Genomic DNA, 20,781 nt, shown 5'->3' with positions numbered 1-20,781 from the left:
CTCCCAGGATCGAAAGGTGGATCGGTCAGGCCCGCCGCGGGCCGTACACCTCGGTGGCATCGGTCCGGCCGCGCAGCGTGATGGTGTCGATGCGTTCCCAGAACCGCGACTCCTCCGGCGCCGCGGCCGTGATGGCGCGGCCGGACGCCATCGGTCGGCTCGGATCGACCTTCGCCGCCTCACTGAGTCGGGCGCCCTCGTTGACCGGATCGCCGATCACGGTGTATTCGAATCTCTCGATGGCGCCGACGTTTCCGGCGACCGCGGGGCCGTACGCCACGCCGACCCCGGCCTGCAGCTCCGGCACCTTCACGCGGAGTTCGTCGGCGATCTCGCGCGATGCGGCCAGCGCCGACCCGGCCGCGTCGGGGACGGTGATCGGCGCGCCGAAGATCGCCAGGACGGCGTCGCCCTCGAACTTGTTGACCAGCCCGCCATTCCGGCTGATGGCGCTCACCACCACGGCGAAGAAACGGTTGAGGATCGCCACCACCTCGACCGGAGATCGCTGCTGCGCCAACGTCGTCGAGCCGATGACGTCGACGAAGATCACCGCGACCAGCCGCTCGGATCCGCCGAGTTCCATCTTCTGCTCCAGCGCGGCCTCGGCCACCTCGCGGCCCACATGACGGCCGAAGAGGTCCCGCATGCGTTCGCGTTCGGCCAGGCCCTCGACCATGGAGTTGAACCCCTGCTGCAATTCGCCCAGCTCGCTGCCGTCGTACACGACGACGTGAACCTTGTTGTCGCCCTGGCTGACCCGCTTCATCCCTGACTTCACCGAGCGGATCGGGTCGACGATCGAACCGGCGTTGAGCATCGTCAGGATCAGGCTGGTACCCAACGCGATACCCGCCAGCCCGAGCACCGCGATCGCCAGGTCGCTACGCGACATCCGCGGCCCGGCGTACGACAGCGCGGCGGTGAGAATGACGCCGATCAGCGGTAGCCCGGTGCCGACGGCCCACGTCACCGCCGTCCGCACCCGCAGCCCTGACCGGCGGCTCACGGACGGGCCGTTGACCTCCAGCACCTGAGCCGCCAAGGGCCGCAACGCGAACTCGACGAGCAGGTACGAGAACACCGACACGACAATGGCGCTGATCCCGGTCGCGAACCCGACCTTCGCGGTCATGTTCCAGTCCTGCACACCGTAGAGCGTGGTGAAGAGCGCGACCGCGATCAGCCAGAAGAACAGCTGCAACCGCGCGAGCACCATCGGGATACGCATCACGTACCGGCCATCGGCAACGGTCGGAACCTGCTGTAGTCGTACCCATTTCAGCTGCCGCATGACCTTGGCCGTGCCGTAGATCAGGCCGACGACGAAGGCCGCACCCACATAGAGCGGGAGCACAAGAAAATTGATCCACCATAGATGCTCTTGGAACATCGACGGCTTCCGAATGCCGACCGTCGTGATCAGTATGGCCAGACCGGCGCCGATCGCGTTGGGAATCAGCACTCCCAGCGAGATCAGGATCTGCAGGCGGATGCGGCGCACCCGTTCGCTCTCCCCGAGCGACCCGAGCAGGATGGACCCGAAGTCGTAGTCGCGACGGAGAATTCGCATGCGTTAGCCCAGGATGTCGCGGCGTACGATCGTCTGATCGCGACCCGGACCGACTCCGATGCAGGAAATATGTGCTCCGGCAAGGTCTTCCAGACGCAGCACATAGTCCCGGGCGTTCTTCGGAAGATCGTCGAAGGTGCGTGCCCCGGAGATGTCCTCCCACCAGCCGGGCATCTCTTCGTAGATCGGCTTGGCGTGATGGATCTGCGACTGGGTCATCGGCATCTCATGCAGCCGCTCGCCGTCCACCTCGTAGCCGACGCAGATCGGCACGGTGTCGAGCGACGACAACACGTCGAGCTTGGTCAGGAAGTAGTCGGTGATGCCGTTGACGCGGGTCGCGTACCGGGCGATCACGGCGTCGAACCAGCCGGTGCGCCGGGCGCGCCCGGTGGTGACGCCGACCTCGCCGCCCTGCTTGGCCAGGTACTCGCCGTGCTCGTCGAAGAGTTCGGTCGGGAACGGGCCGGACCCGACGCGCGTGGTGTACGCCTTCAGGATGCCGAGCACGGTGGTGATCTGAGTCGGACCGATGCCGGACCCCACGGCCGCCCCGCCGGCGGTCGGATTCGATGACGTCACAAAGGGATACGTGCCGTGGTCGACATCGAGCAACGTGCCCTGCGAGCCTTCCAGCAGCACGGTCTCGCCGGCCTCCAGGGCCTTGTTGAGCAGCAGCCGCGTATCGGCGATGCGGTGCTTGAAGCCCTCGGCCTGTTCGAGCACCTCGTCGACGACCTTGGCCGGCTCCAATGCCTGCCGGTTGTAGATCTTGACCAGCATCTGGTTCTTGATTTCCAGTGCGGCCTCGACCTTTTGGGCGAGGATGCCCTCGTCGAGAACGTCCTGCACGCGCACGCCGACGCGCGCGATCTTGTCCATGTAGCACGGGCCGATGCCGCGACCGGTGGTGCCGATCTTCTTGTTGCCCAAGAACCTTTCGGTCACCTTGTCGATCGCGACGTGGTACGGCATCAGCAGGTGGGCATCGGCCGAGATCATCAAGCCGGTCGTGTCGACGCCGCGGTCCTCGAGCCCGCCGAGCTCGGTCAGCAGGACGCCGGGATCGACCACCACGCCGTTGCCGATGACGTTCTTCACCCCGGGGGTCAGGATGCCGGACGGGATCAGATGCAGGGCGAAGGTCTCGCCGTCCGGCAGCACGACGGTGTGACCGGCGTTGTTACCGCCCTGGTAGCGCACCACCCACTGCAGCCGCTCACCGAGCAGATCGGTGGCCTTTCCCTTACCTTCATCGCCCCATTGGGCGCCGATCAGTACGATCGCAGGCATTCTGATACTCCTTCCGGCTCACGGCAGCAGTCCAGTGCCATGACCGTGGGATAACCCTACTGGACCCGGCCCCGACGGATGGGAAGCGGACGCAATGTTGGTACTGGCAGAACAATCCGATCATCAGTGGCCCGAGTTGGCGCCCGAACAGATCGTGGCGTCAGACCGGGGTTCGGTGAAGGAGGCGATCGCCACCCACCTGGCGGAAGACTGCAACCGCCTGGTGGTCGTGGCGTCCGACAGCAACCCCGACGCGTTCCTCGCCCTGGTCCTGGGCCGGTTGATGGCGACCGAACGACTGGATGTCCCGGTCGCATTCGTGTCGCCGATCCGGACAGCCGGGACGCGGATCCTCGGAATTCCCCACGGTAAGCGAGCCGGCGCCATTGCCGCCGACGCCGCCGCGCCAGCGCGATCACTGCCCCTGGTCCGTGACGACACCGGGCAGGTGCTGATCGGCGAGGGCGACCACGTCTTCGTCGGCCCCGGCGTCACCACCGCCGACGACGCCACCATCTACGACGGGATGACCGGCGACGCGGTGATCACGGTCGAGCCAACGACCTCAGAGCCCGGCCTGCGCACCCGGCGCGCGCGCTGGTTCGGCGGCGGCTGGACGGCGGCCCGCGCGGTGCAGTCCGGCGGCGAGTCGATCACCGTGGTGCGCAACGGAATCCGCGATGGCCGCAGCGTCGCTCGAGCGACCTTCTACAGGCACCACATCGACTGGAAACTGATCGGCTAACGCAGTTGCTGCGGATCCAATCGGCCGTGGGCAAGGCGGAGGAAGGCCCGCGATAGTGCGGTCCTATGCGGGCCGACCGACAACGCAGCCCACGGTTCATTGGGCCGGAGCAACTACCAGGTCAGCTCCTCGTGGCATTGGTCGCGCATCTCGGGGGTGTCGACCTGAATGGTCGCGTGGTGCAGCCCGTGCGCGTCAAGCACCCGCTGGGCGGCGACCAACACGGTCGCGTTGTCGGCGCGGCTGGTGACATGCACCGTGGCCACATCCATGCCGGTGGTCAGCGTCCAGACGTGCAGGTCGTGCACCTCGTCGACGACGTCGAGGGCGGTCAGCTGATCGCGCAGCCCGGCGACGTCGATATGCGCCGGCGCCTGCTGCACCAGGATCCGTAGCGCATCCAACGCGAGCCGGCCCGCGCGCGGAACCACCCACAGCGCCACCAGCACCGCGACCGTCAGGTCGGCGTACCGCCAGCCAGTCGTCAGCGTCACGATGCCGGCGATGAGCACTCCGACGCTGCCGACCGCGTCGGCCAACACCTCCATGTAGGCGCCGCGGACCGCGATGCTCTCCTGAGCGTCGCCGCGCAGCAGCAGCATCACCACGAGGTTGGCCGCGAGCCCGATGATCGCGACGATCACCAACGGCAGGCCGGGGGTGTCGGGGTCGGTGCCGATCCGTTGAATCGCTTCGTAGAGAACGTATCCCGCGACACCGAACAGCAGCGCGGCATTGACCACGGCCGTCATCACCTCGGCGCGATGCCAGCCGAACGTCTTGACGCCGGCCTTCCCGCCGTCGGCGGCGCCGTGCCGCGCCAGCAGCAGCGCGCCGAGCCCCATCAGGAGCGCGACCACATCGGTCAGCATGTGTCCGGCGTCGGCCAGCAGCGCCAGCGAATTCACCAGCAGCGCGACCACCAGCTCGACCACGAAGAACGAGCTGATGATGAGTGCGCCGAGCACCATCGGCCACAACCGACGGTTCGCCCCCGACGCGCCCGTGTGCGAATGCCCGTGGCTGTGCGAGTGGCCCATGCCTCTATTTATGCATAGATGCGCATGTATCGCAATATCCGGAGCGACCGACGACCGCAGCGGTCAGGACAGGCCCAGCTCCGCGAGCACGGTCGGATCGCTGTCGTTCAACAGATCCACACAGCGCAGGTATTCGTCTTCCTCGCCGATCGTCTGCGCGGCCCGCGCCAGCACGCCGACGCAGCGCAGGAAGCCGCGGTTCGGCTCGTGGCTCCACGGCACCGGGCCGAACCCCTTCCAGCCGTGACGGCGCAGCTGATCGAGCCCGCGGTGGTAGCCGGTGCGGGCGTAGGCATAGGCCGCGACCGGCTGATTCGCCTCGATCGCCGCTTCCGCGAGGTATGCCCAGGCGACCGACGCGGCCGGATGGTCGGCGGCGACGGTCGTCGGATCGACCCCGTTTTCCAAGGCCAGTTCGGCCTCGTCGTCGCCGGTCAAGAGGGTGGGCTGCGGGCCCAGGAGGTCACCGAATGAAGTCATGCTTGCAATTGTGCCCGCCCGAGCCGTATTCGATAAGCTGGGCGACCGATGCCACCTGCCGAACAGGGGTGGGCCGGGGAACTACAGAAGGCGAGAACTGGGTCGATGTCTCACCCCACTGATGAGGGCAAGTCTGTCGTGGCCAAGGCGATCACGTCGCTGCGCAACCGACGCAGCAATGTGTCCGACGATGCGGCTGCCGACACCACGACGAAGATCACAACGCCGGCACCGACGGCCGGCACCGAATCAGTCGACGACACCAAGAAGATCGTCACCGACGCCGCCGGCCCGAAATCCGCCGACACGGATGCACCGACCCCGACCGACGAGGCCGCGACCGACGCCGCAGATGCGGACGCGGCCGATTCGACGGGTACCGCGGACGCCGAGGGCGAGACTGCCACGGAGGCCGCCGATTCGAGCGATACCAAGATCGAGGCGGCCGACGCGGACAGCGCCGACACAGACAGCGCGGACGAGCCCGGGGACGACGCCGCAGACGAGGGCGCCACCGAGGAGTCTGACGACGCACAGGCCGAGGCCGACAAGGTCGATGCCGATGAGGCGGAAGAGGCGACCGACGAGGCCGAGGACCAGGGCGAGACGGCGGGCGCCGCAGGCGCAGGCGCCGCCGCCACGGGTGCTGCCGATGTCGCCGCCACCGAGCCCGATGCCGACGAGCAGGACTCGGCCGACACCGGCGATGCAGAGTCTGACGACACGGAGTCCGACGACGCGGAAGCCGAAGCCGAAGCCGACGAAACCAAGGCCGCGGACGACGAGCCGGAGGCCGCGGAAGCCGACGACGCGGGCACGACCGACTCCGACGATGACGACACCGAGTCCGACGACAAGACGGAAGACGAGGCGGCCGCCGGCGACAAGCCCGACGCGGACAGCAACAAGGCGGACAGCAACAAGGCGGACAGCAACAAGGCGGACAGCGACAAGAGCGACAAGGCCGACGACCAGCCCAAGGGCGACGACGCCAAGACCGCCAAGATCTCGGTAGCCGCCGTGGCGGCAGCTGGAGCTGCCGGCGCGGCCGCCAAGACCGCGGACAAGAAGCCCGCTGACAAGGTCGGCGCCGACACGGCAGCCGACACGGCGAAGAAGCCCGCGTCGCCCGCCGACGATGCCAAGACCGAGAAGATCAAGACCGCCACCAAGGGCAGCAAGCCGGCGCCCCCGGCGCCCAATGAGCCGCTCCCCTCGCCGTCGAACGTCGGCTGGCGCGCCAATACCGCGGAGCCGCAGCGCATTCCGGCACCCGGCGGCGATGTGCAGACACCGGATGCGGCACCCGGCGCGCAGAAGAAGGGCCGCGGCAAGCTCGTGGCGCTGCTGTCCGTCGCCGCGATCATCGTCGCGATCGCTGCCGTCGTGATCGCCGTGCTGGTCAGTCGCAGCCCGTCGAGCCAGTCGGACAAGGCCGCGTCGGCCGCGTCGAGTTTCGGCAAGGCGCTCGCCAACGGCGATCTGGGGACGCTGCAGGACGTCACCTGCGGTGAGAAGGCCAAGTTCTACGAGGGCATGACCGCCGACCAGTTCTCGCAGATCTACCAGACCCAGCGCGACAACAACCAGCTGATCGGCTTCGGCGACGTGAAGGCCGTGCAGATCGATGGCGACGCCGCCAAGGTGCAGATCATGCAGTTCAAGTCGGCGACGCCGCAGGCCTCCCAGCCCGTCACGATGAACCTGCACAAGGTCGACGGCAGCTGGAAGGTGTGCAACACCCCGTAACCCGGGCGCAGACGAAAGAACCGCCCTCGGTCGCTACGGCGACCGAGGGCGGTTTCTTATATGCGGTGGACGATCAGGCGCTGATCGAGCGGCCTGCCGACTTGAGGTCGTTGCAGGCCTCGACGACGCGCTCGGCCATCGACGTCTCGGCCTTCTTCAGGTAGCTGCGCGGGTCGTAGGCCTTCTTGTTGCCCACCTCGCCGTCGACCTTCAGCACACCGTCGTAGTTGCTGAACATGTGGCCCGCGATCGGGCGGGTGAAGGCGTACTGGGTGTCGGTGTCGACGTTCATCTTGATGACGCCGTAGCTCAGCGACTCGTCGATCTCGCTCTTGAGCGAGCCCGAACCGCCGTGGAAGACGAAGTCGAACGGCATGGCGCCCTCGCCCAGGCCGAGCTTCTTGGCGGCGGCGGCCTGGCCGTCGCGCAGCACCTCCGGGCGCAGCTTCACGTTGCCCGGCTTGTAGACGCCGTGGACGTTGCCGAAGGTGGCGGCCAGCAGGTAGCGGCTGCCCGAATCGCTCGCGCCCAGCGCGTCGATGGTCTTCTCGAAGTCCTCGATCGAGGTGAACAGCTTGTCGTTGATCTCGTTCTCGACGCCGTCCTCTTCGCCGCCGACGACGCCGATCTCGACCTCGAGGATGATCTTGGCCGCGGCCGCCTTCGCCAGCAATTCCTTTGCGATGGTGAGGTTCTCGTCCAGCGGCACCGCGCTGCCATCCCACATGTGCGACTGGAACAGCGGGTTCTTGCCGGCGTTCACGCGCTCCTGCGAGATCTCGATCAGCGGACGGACGTATCCGTCGAGCTTGTCCTTCGGGCAGTGGTCGGTGTGCAGCGCCACCGTGATGCCGTACTTGTCGGCGACCACGTGCGCGAACTCGGCCAGCGCCACCGCACCCGTGACCATGTCCTTGACGTTCAGGCCGGAGCCGAACTCGGCGCCACCGGTGGAGAACTGGATGATGCCGTCGCTACCCGCGTCAGCGAAACCCTTCAGCGCCGCGTTGATCGTCTCGGACGAGGTGCAGTTGATCGCGGGGAATGCGAAACCGTCCTGTTTGGCGCGGTCGAGCATCTGCGCGTACTGCTCCGGGGTGGCGATGGGCATGGATTTTCCCTCCAGTGTTTCTGTCTCGGTAGACCCAGTATGGCAAGTCGCAGGCAACGACCCGCCCGGTGGTCAAAGGAAGGAAAGCGCTGCTACTCGGCCGGGGACGGGGCCTGCGCGGCGCGGCGCCTCTTCCACCACTCCCACACCATCGGCAGCACCGACACCAGCACGATCAGGATGAAGATCGGCTCGATGAGCTTCTGCACGATGTCGATGCGACCCAGCCAGTAGCCGAGCAAGACCAGCAGCCAACTCCACACCAGCGCGCCGACGACGTTGTAGATGACGAAGACCCGGTACTTCATGCCCGCGGCACCGGCCACCAGCGGCGCCAGCGTCCGGACGATCGGCACGAAACGGGCCAGGAAGATCGTGATCGGGCCGCGCTTCTCGAAGAACTCGTGCGCCTCATCGAGGTAGCGCTTCTTCAGGAAGCGGCTGTCGTCGGAGAACATCGAGGTGCCCGCGTACTTGCCGATCCAATAGCCGACTTGACCACCGGCGATGGCGACGATCGGGATGTAGATCATCAGCTCCCAGAGGCTGGCGAAATTCTTGATGTCATCGTTGTGGGCGGTACCGGCGACCACCATCCCGGCGACGAACAGCAACGAGTCGCCCGGCAGGATCGGCCAGATCACGCCGGACTCGACGAAGATGCAGACCAGCAGTCCCACCAGGGCCCAGGTACCGAAGTAGCCGAGCAGTTTGATCGGGTCCATGAATCCAGGCAGCAGCCCCGCCTGGGTGGTCGCGGCATGGGTGGCCGACGCAAGCGCAGTGTCAATCACCCGAGCAGCGTACCCACACCCGGCTGTGGGGTTGCTGAGTGTGAAGGCGCCGCCGGGCCGCCGTAGCCTGTGGAGATGGCTGTGGCGCATTCCATTGCATCCGATCAGCTGCCCACCGGCGAAGGCTGGAAACAGGTCGGCGAGTTGGGTTTGGCGCTGCTGCTGTCCGCCGCCATCGGGCTCGAGCGCGAGATGCAGCAGAAGAGTGCCGGGCTGCGAACGTACACGCTCGTCGGCGTCGGATCTGCGTTGTTCGTCCTGGTCAGCAAATACGGATTCATGGATGTGCTGGTCAGTGATCGAATCGTCCTCGACCCATCACGGGTCGCCGCCCAGATCGTCAGCGGCGTGGGATTCCTCGGCGCCGGGCTCATCTTTGTCCGTCGCGGTTCGGTGCGCGGGCTGACCACCGCCGCGGGTGTCTGGGTCACCGCGGCCATCGGGGCGGCCGCCGGCGCCGGGCTGCCGATCATCGCCGCCGTCACGACCGGCATCTATTTCATCGTCGCGCTCGCGTTCCCGCTGCTCACCCGACGGCTGCCGCGTTCGTCGTCCGCCACATCCGTTGTTCGCGTGCGCTACCCCGATGGCCGCGGCCTGCTCCGCACCATCCTGCAGATCGCCACCGCCCAGGATTTCGTGATCGAGGAAGTCTCGACCGAGCGCGGCAAACCGTCCACCACGATCATCGTCACGCTCCATGTCCACGGCCCGGCGTCTGTCAATGAGCTGGCAGTGGCCCTGTCCGAGGTACCCGATGTCGAGGCGGTGGTGTCCGACGACATCAACGCCGCGGGCGACTGACCGGGTCGTTCACCAGGCGCGGGACAGATCGGCGTGCCGCCGGATCCACGCGTGCATGGCGATTCCGGCCGCGACGCCGGCATTGATACTGCGCGTCGAGCCGAACTGGGCGATGGACACCGTGAGATCGGCCCGCGCCTGCGCATCGGGGCTCACACCCGGCCCCTCCTGGCCGAAGAGCAGTACGCACTCGCGCGGCAGGTCGGCGGTTTCCAGCGGCACCGAACCCGGGGTGTTGTCGACGGCGACCACGGCGAGGCCGTGCTGATGAGCCCAGGTCAGCAGGGCCGCCACGGACTCGTGGTGCTCGATGTGCTGGTAGCGGTCGGTGACCATGGCCCCGCGCCGGTTCCAGCGTCGTCGGCCGACGATATGCACCGCCTGCGCCGCGAACGCATTTGCCGTCCGCACCACCGTGCCGATGTTGGCGTCGTGGGCGAAGTTCTCGATCGCCACATGAAACGGGTGCCGGCGGGCGTCGATGTCGGCGACGATCGCTTCGCGGGTCCAGTACCGGTAGGCGTCGACGACATTGCGCCGGTCGCCGTCGGCCAGCAGCTCACGGTCGTAGCGCGGATCATCCGGCCAGGGCCGCGGATGCGGACCGACCCCGTGTGTCGGGTCAGAGGCGCCGGCCGTCCATTCGGTCGGCCCCGGCTCGGTCACAGGTGCAGGTCGGCCAGGGACAGCAGCGAGCGATACTCGACGCCCTCGGCGGCGATCACCTCGTCGGCTCCGGTCGCCCGGTCGACGACGGTGGCGACGCCGATCACGGTGGCGCCGATCTCGCGGGCCGCCCGGACCGCCGTCAGCGGCGAATTGCCGGTGGTCGTGGTGTCCTCGACGATCAGCACACGCTTGCCGACGATGTCGGGACCTTCGATCTGGCGTTGCATCCCATGGGCTTTCGCCGCCTTGCGGACCACGAACGCGTCGATCTCGCGGCCGTCGGCATGCATGATCGACGTGGCCACCGGGTCGGCACCGAGCGTCAGACCGCCGACCGCGGCGTAGTCCCAGTCGGCCGTCAGCTGCCGCAGCAGCTTGCCGATCAGTCGCGAGGCCTCGTGATGCAACGTCGCGCGGCGCAGGTCGACGTAGTAGTCCGCCTCCTTGCCGGACGACAGTGTCACCTTGCCGTGGACCACGGCCAGCTCGCGGACCAGCTCCGCCAATCGCTCCCGGTCAGCCTGGTCGATCGGGTTGCTCACTGATCGTCATCCTCGCGGTAGTCGGGCCGACGGAACTCGGGATCACGGAAATCACGTCCGCGATAACCGGTTTCGCGATAGCCCGCCTCCCGGAACTCCGACTCGCGATCGCTGCGGAAGTCGTCCGCACGCGGGCCGCCCATACCCGGCCGCATCTGCTGGCCGGAATCCATGATCGGCGGCTTGCCGACCGTCGGACGCGGCTGTGCGGGTCGCGCCGTCGTCGGCGGCGTGGAGGTGCGCGGCCGGTCGGTCTTGAGATCCCCGGTGCGCTGGTCGGCCATGGTGCGGCGCTGACCCATCGGAGCCGACGGGTCGCGCGGGTCCGGTGCCGGCTGCGGGTCGACCCGCGGCGGCAGCACCCGCAGCAGATCGGTCAGCTTGCGCACGGTCTCGAGCGCGATATCCAGGCGCTCGCGGTCATTGGTCTGATGCATCGCGGCGACGGTCCACGAGCCCTCGTTCCACATGACCTCGAGATATGCCGGCGCGTCGGCGGCCAGCGCCGCCATCCGGCGATCGCAGACCCGGCGCGCGACGTCCAGGTGTGAGGCGAAGATCACCCGTCGTCCCATCGCCCCCAGCAGCTCGACGTCGTCCTCGGCCGGCGCCAGCGCGCTCTCCTCGCGGAGATCGATCACCACATCCGAACCGGTGGTGCGCCGGATCGCCGCGAGCGTGTACTCGTCGCCGAGGTCGAAGACGGCCGCTTCCTCGCCGAAGTAGCTGCCGTAGGCGACATCGTGCACGGTGGTGTGCTCGGGCACGTCCATCACTGCGCGGTGAAACTGTGTGCGCAACTTGGGATCTGCCGCCCGGTAGCGGAAGTTGTGCTCATCGCCCCAGAGTGCACGGGGGCTGCGCGCGCCGGTATTGCGCTGTCGATCCAGCCACAGCAGGTAGCCGGCACCGATCAGCGCCAGGACGGCGATCACGAAATAGAGTGCAGTCATCGGCATCTAGCCTAGTCAGCTTCGGTTGCCCACGGCGGGAACCCGCCCCGTTCAGTTCGCGACGGCCGGTACTCGACCGGCGATGATGAGGTCGGCGGTGAACAGACCGCCCGACTCGAACCCGTGAATGATGACGGTCTCGCCCTCCTGCAGGGCTCCGACGGTCCCGCCCGCCGGGGACTTGATCTGCGTGCGCGAATTGAGATTCGCCAGGCGGGTGGATCCGTCGGTCAGTCCGACCACGATCCCCAGCTGGTCGACCTGCTTGATGGTGCCCAGGATCATCTGCGACCGCTTGGTGACGACACCGGGCGGAGTGTTGCCGACCGCGTCCACGCCCGGATCGGAGGGATCCGTGTTGACCGTCGTCTGCGCGACCGGTTGCGTCGCGGGCGGCGTCTTATCGTCGGCCCGGCCGCCCCAGCTGATGCAATAGGCGATGCCGGCGCCCGCGACGAGAAGTCCGGCGACGCACAACATGGTGACGAACAGTGGGGAACGGTCGCTCTTCATCGCGCACCCCACCTCCTACGGCACATCATCCGAGTTCAGACCCCGTCGTCGACCGCATAAGGGCAGGCCATCCGACACCACGACGCTACGATCGTAGTCTGAGACAGGGCTGTGAAAGGTACGTGTGTCTGCAGTGTCGGAAGCCGTCGATTCCCGCGTGGTCGACACGCTGCGCGGCCTCGACGTCGAGGTCGACGGGTCCTCTCGACGCCTGACCGAATACTCCTACGACGCCTCCAACTATCGGATCCGGCCGCGGGCGGTCGTCTTCCCGCGCAGCGAATCCGAGGTCGCGACGGTCGCGCGCTGGTGCCACGAGCACGGCGTCCCGCTGACCACGCGCGGCGGCGGGACCGGAATGGGCGGCAACGCGATCGGCGCCGGGGTGGTGCTCGACATGTCCCGGCATCTGAATCGCGTGGGCCCGGTCGACGGAGACATGATCACCGCTCAGGCCGGTGCGGTGCTCACCGACGTTCGCGCCGCGGCACTGGCGCAATCCGGTGGCCGGCTGACCTTCGCGCCCGACCCGTCCAGCCAGAATCGTGCGACCGTCGGCGGCGCGGTCGGCAACGACGCCTGCGGCAACCATTCGGTGCGCTACGGCCGGACCAGCGATCACGTGCACGCGCTGCACATCGTCACCATCGACGGGCTGCGCCTGACCGCGACCCGCGACGGCATCCGCGCCGCCGATCAATCGGACGGACCCGCGGTCGCCCGAGCCGCCGAGCTATCGACGCGGCTGCACGAACTGGCCACGGCGCACCTGGCGGCGCTGCGGACCGAGCTCGAACGATTCGGCCGTCAGGTGTCCGGCTATCACCTGGCACGGCTGTTGCCGGAGAACGGATTCGACGTCGCACGGGCACTGGTCGGGTCGGAAGGGACCTGCGCCATCGTGGTGTCGGCGGAACTGCTGCTGGTGCCGGTCCGGCCGACCGGGGCGCTGGTCTGCCTCGGCTATCGCGACGTCGTCGCGGCGGCCACCGACGTGCCCGACATCCTCCCGCTGGAACCCGCCGCGGTCGAGGGCATCGACGACACCATCGTCGCCACGATGCGATACCGCCGCGGCCGGGATGCGGTGTCCGGGCTGCCGGACGGGTCGGCGTGGTTGTTCGTCGAGCTCGACGACCCGGATACCGCGACAGAGTTGGTAGCGCGGCTGCAGCAGAACGGTCGGCTTGTCGACTCGACCGTGGTGACCGATGACGCGCCGCGCCGGGCGCTGTGGCGCGTGCGCGAGGACGGCGCGGGACTCTCGTCGCGGCCCGTCGACGCCACGGGGCGGGCGGCCTACGAGAGCTGGCCGGGCTGGGAGGATTCGGCGGTGCCGCCGGCGCAGCTGGCCGACTACCTGCGCGACCTGCGTGCACTCCTCGACGCACACGATCTCACCGGGGTGATGTACGGCCATTTCGGTGCCGGCTGCATGCATATCCGGATCACCTTCGACCAGGCGACCGCGGCCGGCCGCCGGATCATGCGCGAATTCTGTCTTGCGGCAGCGCATCTGGTCGTCCGGTATGGCGGCTCGGTGAGCGGCGAACACGGCGACGGTCGGGCGCGGTCGGAACTGCTGCCGATCATGTACTCGCCCGAGATGATCCGCGCCTTCATCGAGTTCAAGACGCTGTGGGATCCGCGCGGGGTACTCAACCCCGGCAGCATCGTCAACCCGCCTCCGCTGGATGTCGATCTGGCACTTGCCGATTCGCACGCGGACGACCCGCTCTCCGCGAGCGCTCGCGCCTGCATCGGCGTCGGACGCTGCCGGACCTCGTCGGGCGGGGTGATGTGCCCGAGCTACCGCGCGACCCGGGACGAGAAGGATTCGACGCGGGCGCGGGCCCGGGTGCTGCAGGAGATGATGCGGTTGCCGGTCGTCGATCGTGCCGCCGACGATGCCCGGGAGGCTCTGGATCTGTGCCTGTCGTGCAAGGCCTGTGCCACCGACTGCCCGACCGGCGTCGACATGGCCTCGATGAAATCGGAGTTCCTGCACCGGTACTACGGCGACCACCGACGACCGCGGTCGCACTATTCACTCGGTTGGCTTCCGTTGTGGCTCAAGGGAGCCGGGCTGGCTCCCGGCGCGGCGAACGCGGTCGGCGGCAGGTGGGCGTTGTCGATGGCGGGCCTCGACTCGCGGCGGACCCTCCCCCGGTTCGCGTCCCGGTCGGCGGTCCGGGCCGCGCTCCACGGCCTACCGCCACTGTCGAGTGGCACCGCGGTGCTGTTCGCCGACACCTTCACGCGGGGATTCCGTCCGCAGGTATTGACCGCGGCCGCAGAGGTACTGGGCGACGTCGGCGGTGCGGTCGGCGGCTGCTGCGGGCTCACCTGGATCTCCACCGGACAACTCGATCGTGCCCGAAAGGTACTGCGGCGCACGGTGTCGTTGTTGGACGACGGCACCGACCGGCCGATCGTGGTCCCCGAGCCGAGTTGCGCCTCGGCACTCGCGGACGACCTGCCGCGGTTGCTCGACACCGACGACGCCCGGCGGGTGGCGGCGCGGGTGCAGACCTTCACCGAGGCCGTCGGGCAGCGGCTGGATGCCGGCTGGTCGCCGGGATCGGTGACCGATCGGGTGGTGACGCAGACACACTGTCACGAATACGCCGGAAACCCGCTGCAGCGCGGAAAGGTGCTGTCCCGGTTGGGCATCGGAACGGTGGCGAATGCCGAGGGCTGCTGCGGCGTGGCCGGCAACTTCGGTTTCGAGAAAGACCACTACGAGGTGAGCATGCAGGTCGCCGAGCATTCGCTGGCGCCGCTGCTGCGCGCGAACCCCGGCGTGCCGGTGCTCGCGGACGGGTTCAGCTGCCAGGTCGCGGTCGAGCATCTGGCCGCCACCGACCCCGATATCCGCCCGGCCGCTGTGGTTCATCTCGCCGAGTTACTGGGAACGTGAACATACCGAGGTGCCGCGGACAATACGTTCACGGCACCTCGTATTTGTCACGCTCCCAGTCGTCGCCCCCGGTGCGCTCGGCGCTTCACCAGGACCAGGACGTCCCGGAGCACCTCGTCCCAACGAAACATGACGTCCTCATAGGTCACCCGGATGGTGATGTAGCCGTCGGCCAACGACTTTCGGTCCCGGGTCCGGTCGGTCTGATAGTTGCTCGCCGATGTGTGAAACTCCCTGCTGTCGCATTCGACGATCAGCCGGTCGCCGATCAGCAGATCCACGTATCCCACGCCGCGGATGTAGAACTGCACCTTCACCTTGAGGCCCGCTCCGCGAAACCTGACCCGCGCGATCGATTCCGTACCCGACATCGCTCGACCATCGCAGTACTCCAACAGATCCATCAGCCTGCGTGGGCCGGCAGCGACTGCACCGCGCAGATCAGCAAGCCCATAGTCGGTCTTGTACAAGATCGAGTCCGAAACCGCCACGAATCCTTCGTCGTCGAGGCAACGCGCGGCGCAGTTATACGCAACCAACAGCGGATCGACCGCGCCGGAAAGCGGCGGCATCTGGCCGTACCCCCGACAAGATCTGTCGTCGCATCGATCACGCAGCGGCAGTCTGACGTGGACCCGCCCGTCGGCGGGCGGCAGCCAGATTCCGTGGTGGCGCAACGCCGAGACGCATGACAGCACTCCGCCGGCTGCGACCGCTTGACGCACGGCCGGATCGGCGGCGTTCTCGGCGTACCAGCCGGTTCGCAGTCGAGTCAGGTCGCCGGAACGTTCCAGTTTTCGGATACGCGCGTCGGTGAACCCCCGCGCTTTGAGCTCCCGCACCGGATAGACACCAGTCATACCGGTGTTGACGCATCAGCCCCTTGTTTGGATCCACGACTGGGAACGTGAACATACAGAGGTGCCGTGGACGTATCGTCCACGGCACCTCGTATTTGTCACGCTCCCAGTCGGTTCAGCTGACGGTCAGCGATTCCCCGTCCGGCGCGACCTCGACATGCACGGTGTCGCCGTCGCGGATCTTGCCGGCGAGCAGCGCCTTGGCGAGCGTGTCGCCGATGGCCTGCTGCACCAGCCGCCGCAGCGGACGGGCACCGTACAGCGGGTCGAATCCGCGCTCGGACAACCACTTCTTCGCCGCGTCCGACACGTCGAGCGTCAGTCGGCGCTGGGCCAGTCGCTTGCCCAGCTGCTGCAGCTGGATGTCGACGATCTCGACCAGCTCATCCGGCGTCAGGGCATCGAAGATGACCACGTCGTCGAGCCGGTTGATGAACTCCGGCTTGAACGCGTGCCGGACCGCGGCCATCACCTGCTCCTTGTCGCCGCCCGCTCCCAGGTTGGACGTCAGGATCAGGATGGTGTTGCGGAAGTCGACCGTGCGCCCCTGACCGTCGGTCAATCGGCCCTCGTCGAGCACCTGCAGCAGCACGTCGAACACGTCGGGGTGGGCCTTCTCGACCTCGTCGAACAGCACGACCGTGTACGGGCGTCGCCGCACCGCCTCGGTGAGCTGACCGCCGGTCTCGTAGCCGACGTACCCCGGAGGCGCGCCGACAAGCCGTGCGACGCTGTGCTTCTCGCCGTACTCACTCATGTCGATCCGGACCATGGCGCGGTCGTCGTCGAACAGGAATTCGGCGAGCGCCTTGGCGAGCTCGGTCTTGCCGACACCGGTCGGGCCGAGAAACAGGAACGATCCGAGCGGCCGGTTCGGGTCGGCGACACCGGCCCGGGCGCGGCGCACCGCATCCGAGACCGCCTGCACCGCATCCTTCTGCCCGATGACGCGAGAACCGAGCTCGTCCTCCATCCGGAGCAGCTTCTCGGTCTCGCCCTCGAGCATCTTGCCCGCGGGGATACCGGTCCACGACGACACCACCTCGGCGACATCGTCCGGGCCGACCTCCTCTTTGAGCATCACGTCGTCACCGGCCGGCGCCGACTTCTCGACGGCCTCGGCGATCTGCTTCTCCAGCGCCGGGATCTGGCCGTAGCGCAGCTCCGCCGCCTTGCCGAGATCGCCGTCGCGCTCGGCGTGCTCCTCCTGCAGCCGCAGCCCTTCGAGCTGCTCGCGCAGATCGCGCACCGAATCGATGGCGTTCTTCTCGCTCTGCCAGCGGGCCTGCAGCTCGCTCAGCTTCTCGCGCTGATCGGCCAACTCGCTGCGCAGCTTCGCCAGCCTGTCCTTGGACGCCTCGTCGCTCTCCTTGGTGAGCGCGACCTCCTCGACCTCCAGTCGGCGGACGATCCGCTCGACCTCGTCGATTTCGACTGGGCGCGAATCGATCTCCATCCGCAGCCGGGACGCGGCCTCGTCGACCAGGTCGATCGCCTTGTCCGGCAGGAAGCGGTTGGTGATGTACCGATCCGACAGTGTGGCCGCCGACACCAGCGCGGAGTCGGTGATGCGCACGCCGTGGTGCACCTCGTAGCGCTCCTTGAGCCCGCGCAGGATGCCGATGGCGTCCTCGACCGACGGCTCGCCGACGAACACCTGCTGGAAACGTCGTTCCAGCGCGGCGTCCTTCTCGATGTACTGCCGGTATTCGTCGAGCGTGGTCGCACCGACCAGCCGCAGCTCGCCACGGGCCAGCAACGGCTTGATCATGTTGCCCGCGTCCATCGCCGAGTCACCGGTGGCACCGGCGCCGACGATCGTGTGGAGCTCATCGATGAACGTGATGATCTGTCCCGCAGAGTTCTTGATCTCTTCCAGGACGGCCTTCAACCGCTCCTCGAACTCGCCGCGGTACTTGGCGCCGGCCACCATCGATCCCAGGTCCAGGGAGATGACGGACTTGCCGCGCAACGACTCCGGGACGTCACCCGCGACGACGCGCTGGGCCAGCCCCTCGACGATGGCGGTCTTGCCGACACCGGGCTCGCCGATCAGCACCGGGTTGTTCTTGGTGCGTCGGCTCAAAACCTGTACGACACGGCGGATTTCGGTGTCGCGGCCGATGACGGGATCGAGCTTGCCCTCGCGGGCGGCTGCCGTCAGGTCCGTGGAGTACTTCTCCAGGGCCTGGTAGCTCGATTCCGGGTCCGGCGAGGTGACGCGGGCGCTGCCGCGCACGTTGACGAACGCATCGCGCAGCGCCTGCGGGTTGGCACCCGCGCCGGCGAGCAGCTTGGCGACCTCGCCGTCGCCCTCCGCGAGGCCGACGACGAGATGCTCGGTGGAGACGTACTCGTCGCCGAGCTCGGTCGCGAGCTGTTGCGCCTTGGTGACGGCAGCGATCGTGTCACGGCTCAGCTGGGGCTGGCCGCTGGCCGACGTGACGGTCGGCATCCGCTCCACCAGCTCATGCGCCTGGTGCCGGATATTCGCCGGGTCGACCCCGACCGCCTTGAGCAGCGGCGCGGCGATTCCGTCGGTCTGATCCAGCAGGGCGACCAAGACGTGCGCCGGGCGCACGTCGGGATTGCCGGCAGTGGCGGCCGACTGCACTGCGGTCTGCAGCGCGGCCTGCGTCTTGGTGGTCGGGTTGAAGCTATCCACTATTCCCTCCTCGAAGTCGTTGGATACAAGTCTTGTCGTAGTGCCTGGTCGGCACCATCGATATGTCCAACGTCGCCAAGGTTGAGTCTATTCCGCTCAACTCCAACTTTTTGAAGATTCCGCCCGAAGACTTCGCTCCGCTAGCCGTAGGTGAACGAGAACGCTTGCAGGCCCTGGCTCAATCCGACGTCGACCTGCCCTTTCTCGCTATTCGGCGATGCGAGGATCTGATGCAGCGTGGGCGGACCGGTGATGGCGATCCGGCGGGTGGAACCGCCTTGCGTCACGCTGATGGTTCCGGTGCCGCCGACCACGAGGTACACATTCTTGGCGTGGTAATTCAATGCGATCGTCGAGTCCGGGCCGACCGCGGTCGCTCCTTGATAATCCACAGTCCAGCGGCCGTCGAGTGCGAATGAATCGGCGGCCAGCGTCGCCGGGACCGAGAACACGGATGTCCCTGCGTCGTACGCGCCGGCGCCGCCGTAGTTGACGACCTTTCCGGCTGCGAGATACGTCTCGGGCGTAGTACTCGTCGTGGGCGTCGTGTCCTTGCCGTCGGTCGAAGCAGGCAAGGCGACCCCCGGACGGGCGACCGTCAACAGCTCCCGGACGAGCCGCTCGGTGCCGGCGTAGTCACCCTCGCCGAACTTGATGTGGCGCACCGTCCCGGTTGCATCGATCAAATACTCGGCCGGCCAATAGCTGTTGCGATACGCGGTCCATGTCGAGTAGTTCGTATCGAGGGCAATCGGGTACGTGATGTGCAGACTCTTGGCGGCCGACGCCACATTTGAAGGCACCCGCTCGAACGCGTATTCCGGCGTATGGACGCCGATGACCTCCAGTCCCGCATCGTGATAGGTCCGGTACCAGTCGACCTCATGCGGAATCGCGCGCTGGCAGTTGATGCAGGAGTACGCCCAGAAGTCGATCAGGACCACCTTGCCGTGCAGCGCGCGCAGATCCAGCGGGCCGTTGTCGGGAGTGTTCAGCCAGCCGGAGATCCCACTCAATTGCGGTGCCGTGCCACAACTCTGGAGGTCGGCGGCCCCATCGGTGCAGTTCGACAGTTCCCGGTTCTGGTCTGTCACTATCCCGCCGAGATCCAGTCGGCCCTGCAGTTTCGCCGGGTCCCCCACCGCGGCCTGCAAAGAATTCGTGTAGTCGGGAATGGCCCGCTGCAGGACAGCGGGAAGGTTGAGAACCAGCCCGACCGCCAACGCGATCATGACCAGGCCGCCGGCGACGCGAAGGCCTCGTTGGCGGCGGCGAAAGGCATTGATCCGACCGGCGACCCGTTGTCCGGCGAAGGTGAAGATGAGCAACGGCAACGCGACTCCGCCGGCGAACGACAGCGTCAACACGATCGTGGGCAATCCGAGGTGCCCCGTGGCGCCGGCGACGACGATCGCGGCCAGCACCGGTCCGGCGCAGGGCACATAGAGCACCCCCAGGGCCAGACCGAGACCGAAACCACTCTTGCCGCCGCCGACGGACCACTGCGGCAACCGCGAGAACGGACGCTCGAGCAACTCCTCGACCCGGGGGAATATCAGGCCCAATCCAATGAGCGTCAGCACCACAAGGCCTGCCCATCGCACGGAGTCCTGCGGCAGATGCAGTAGCGACAACACCGCGGAGCCGACCAGGGTCACCACCGAAAAGCTCAGCACCAGACCGGCTATCACGCGGTAGGGATGCAGTCGGTCGTATATCTTTCGAAGCCTGCTGCTGACAGACCCACTGCGATCGCCGCCACCGCGATCGCCGTCGACCCGCACGTCCGCCCGGTCAGATGGGGCGTTCTGCGTCCCCGCGAAGAAGACCACCGGCAGCACCGGAAGTATGCACGGCGAGATTCCCGTGATCATTCCGCCGACCAAGCCGATCAGCACCAACGTGAGCATGCAAGGTATTCGGACCGGAGACGGTCGCGGCTTGGTGCATCTGCGAAAAGCCGCGCTGTTGCACCCGGTTTCGCACCGACACCCATCCCGCTGCGCGCCGACACCGAATACCTCCCGACAGCGCTGACCGGTGAGGGGTCCGCGGTCGACAACAAGGGAG

Annotated in this window: 17 protein-coding genes; 4 read left to right on the top strand and 13 right to left on the bottom strand. The window is 67.4% G+C overall.

Features of this window, described 5'->3' with window-relative positions; all coding sequences use genetic code 11:
* Window positions 1-25 precede the first annotated feature (25 nt).
* Window positions 26-1,573 carry an adenylate/guanylate cyclase domain-containing protein gene (locus G341_RS0104420; protein ID WP_018177905.1) on the bottom strand — a complete coding sequence of 516 codons (1,548 nt, stop codon included), beginning with the start codon at window positions 1,571-1,573 and terminating at the stop codon, window positions 26-28.
* A gap of 3 nt (window positions 1,574-1,576) precedes the next feature.
* On the bottom strand, window positions 1,577-2,866 hold the full coding sequence (locus G341_RS0104415) for an adenylosuccinate synthase (protein WP_018177904.1): 1,290 nt from the start codon (window positions 2,864-2,866) through the stop codon (window positions 1,577-1,579).
* A gap of 94 nt (window positions 2,867-2,960) precedes the next feature.
* On the opposite strand from G341_RS0104415, the gene G341_RS0104410 reads away from it, so the two are divergent.
* Window positions 2,961-3,611: a hypothetical protein gene (locus G341_RS0104410; RefSeq protein ID WP_018177903.1), complete on the top strand. Its 651-nt coding sequence runs from the start codon at window positions 2,961-2,963 to the stop codon at window positions 3,609-3,611.
* A gap of 113 nt (window positions 3,612-3,724) precedes the next feature.
* On the opposite strand, the gene G341_RS0104405 is transcribed toward G341_RS0104410, so the two are convergent.
* Complete coding sequence (locus G341_RS0104405) at window positions 3,725-4,651, bottom strand: cation diffusion facilitator family transporter (RefSeq protein ID WP_026303241.1); 927 nt, start codon at window positions 4,649-4,651, stop codon at window positions 3,725-3,727.
* A gap of 63 nt (window positions 4,652-4,714) precedes the next feature.
* Window positions 4,715-5,131 carry a DUF3151 domain-containing protein gene (locus tag G341_RS0104400; RefSeq protein ID WP_018177901.1) on the bottom strand — a complete coding sequence of 139 codons (417 nt, stop codon included), beginning with the start codon at window positions 5,129-5,131 and terminating at the stop codon, window positions 4,715-4,717.
* A gap of 105 nt (window positions 5,132-5,236) precedes the next feature.
* Here G341_RS0104400 and G341_RS0104395 point away from each other — a divergent pair, with 105 nt between their 5' ends.
* Window positions 5,237-6,880, top strand: coding sequence for an Rv0361 family membrane protein (locus tag G341_RS0104395; RefSeq protein WP_155826773.1), 1,644 nt, complete (start codon window positions 5,237-5,239; stop codon window positions 6,878-6,880).
* 73 nt (window positions 6,881-6,953) lie between these two features.
* Here the strand turns inward: G341_RS0104395 and fbaA are convergent, their stop codons facing one another.
* The gene (fbaA, locus tag G341_RS0104390; protein ID WP_018177899.1) at window positions 6,954-7,991 is read right to left on the bottom strand and encodes a class II fructose-bisphosphate aldolase; all 1,038 of its coding nucleotides are present in this window, start codon (window positions 7,989-7,991) and stop codon (window positions 6,954-6,956) included.
* A gap of 92 nt (window positions 7,992-8,083) precedes the next feature.
* On the bottom strand, window positions 8,084-8,785 hold the full coding sequence (locus G341_RS0104385; protein WP_018177898.1) for a VTT domain-containing protein: 702 nt from the start codon (window positions 8,783-8,785) through the stop codon (window positions 8,084-8,086).
* A gap of 75 nt (window positions 8,786-8,860) precedes the next feature.
* Here G341_RS0104385 and G341_RS0104380 point away from each other — a divergent pair, with 75 nt between their 5' ends.
* Window positions 8,861-9,589: an MgtC/SapB family protein gene (locus tag G341_RS0104380; protein WP_043450612.1), complete on the top strand. Its 729-nt coding sequence runs from the start codon at window positions 8,861-8,863 to the stop codon at window positions 9,587-9,589.
* Between the two features lie 9 nt (window positions 9,590-9,598).
* Here the strand turns inward: G341_RS0104380 and G341_RS0104375 are convergent, their stop codons facing one another.
* From G341_RS0104375 to G341_RS0104360, 4 genes are read right to left on the bottom strand one after another with little or no spacing between them, the layout of a single operon-like run.
* Window positions 9,599-10,255 (bottom strand): TrmH family RNA methyltransferase, encoded by a 657-nt coding sequence (locus G341_RS0104375; protein ID WP_018177896.1) that lies wholly within the window; start codon window positions 10,253-10,255, stop codon window positions 9,599-9,601.
* Window positions 10,252-10,800, bottom strand: coding sequence for an orotate phosphoribosyltransferase (gene pyrE, locus G341_RS0104370; RefSeq protein WP_018177895.1), 549 nt, complete (start codon window positions 10,798-10,800; stop codon window positions 10,252-10,254). The genes G341_RS0104375 and pyrE overlap by 4 nt, the downstream gene beginning before the upstream one ends.
* Window positions 10,797-11,753: a type III secretion system chaperone family protein gene (locus G341_RS20950; protein WP_155826772.1), complete on the bottom strand. Its 957-nt coding sequence runs from the start codon at window positions 11,751-11,753 to the stop codon at window positions 10,797-10,799. Before G341_RS20950 ends, pyrE begins: the two co-directional genes overlap by 4 nt.
* Before the next feature lie 51 nt (window positions 11,754-11,804).
* The gene (locus G341_RS0104360; protein WP_018177893.1) at window positions 11,805-12,266 is read right to left on the bottom strand and encodes a hypothetical protein; all 462 of its coding nucleotides are present in this window, start codon (window positions 12,264-12,266) and stop codon (window positions 11,805-11,807) included.
* 124 nt (window positions 12,267-12,390) lie between these two features.
* On the opposite strand from G341_RS0104360, the gene G341_RS0104355 reads away from it, so the two are divergent.
* Complete coding sequence (locus G341_RS0104355) at window positions 12,391-15,186, top strand: FAD-binding and (Fe-S)-binding domain-containing protein (protein ID WP_026303239.1); 2,796 nt, start codon at window positions 12,391-12,393, stop codon at window positions 15,184-15,186.
* Window positions 15,187-15,233: 47 nt separating this feature from the next.
* On the opposite strand, the gene G341_RS0104350 is transcribed toward G341_RS0104355, so the two are convergent.
* The 3 genes from G341_RS0104350 to G341_RS0104340 form a co-directional block, all read right to left on the bottom strand.
* The gene (locus G341_RS0104350; protein ID WP_018177891.1) at window positions 15,234-16,046 is read right to left on the bottom strand and encodes a PDDEXK family nuclease; all 813 of its coding nucleotides are present in this window, start codon (window positions 16,044-16,046) and stop codon (window positions 15,234-15,236) included.
* A gap of 115 nt (window positions 16,047-16,161) precedes the next feature.
* Window positions 16,162-18,711: an ATP-dependent chaperone ClpB gene (gene clpB / locus G341_RS0104345; RefSeq protein ID WP_018177890.1), complete on the bottom strand. Its 2,550-nt coding sequence runs from the start codon at window positions 18,709-18,711 to the stop codon at window positions 16,162-16,164.
* A 140-nt stretch (window positions 18,712-18,851) separates the two neighbouring features.
* Window positions 18,852-20,621, bottom strand: a complete 1,770-nt coding sequence (locus G341_RS0104340; protein ID WP_018177889.1) for a cytochrome c biogenesis protein DipZ — start codon at window positions 20,619-20,621, stop codon at window positions 18,852-18,854.
* Window positions 20,622-20,781: the final 160 nt, after the last annotated feature.

This window comes from Jongsikchunia kroppenstedtii DSM 45133, assembly GCF_000380485.1.
GTDB classification, from domain to species: Bacteria; Actinomycetota; Actinomycetes; order Mycobacteriales; family Mycobacteriaceae; genus Jongsikchunia; species Jongsikchunia kroppenstedtii.
This window is presented reverse-complemented; position numbering and strand designations above follow the sequence as displayed.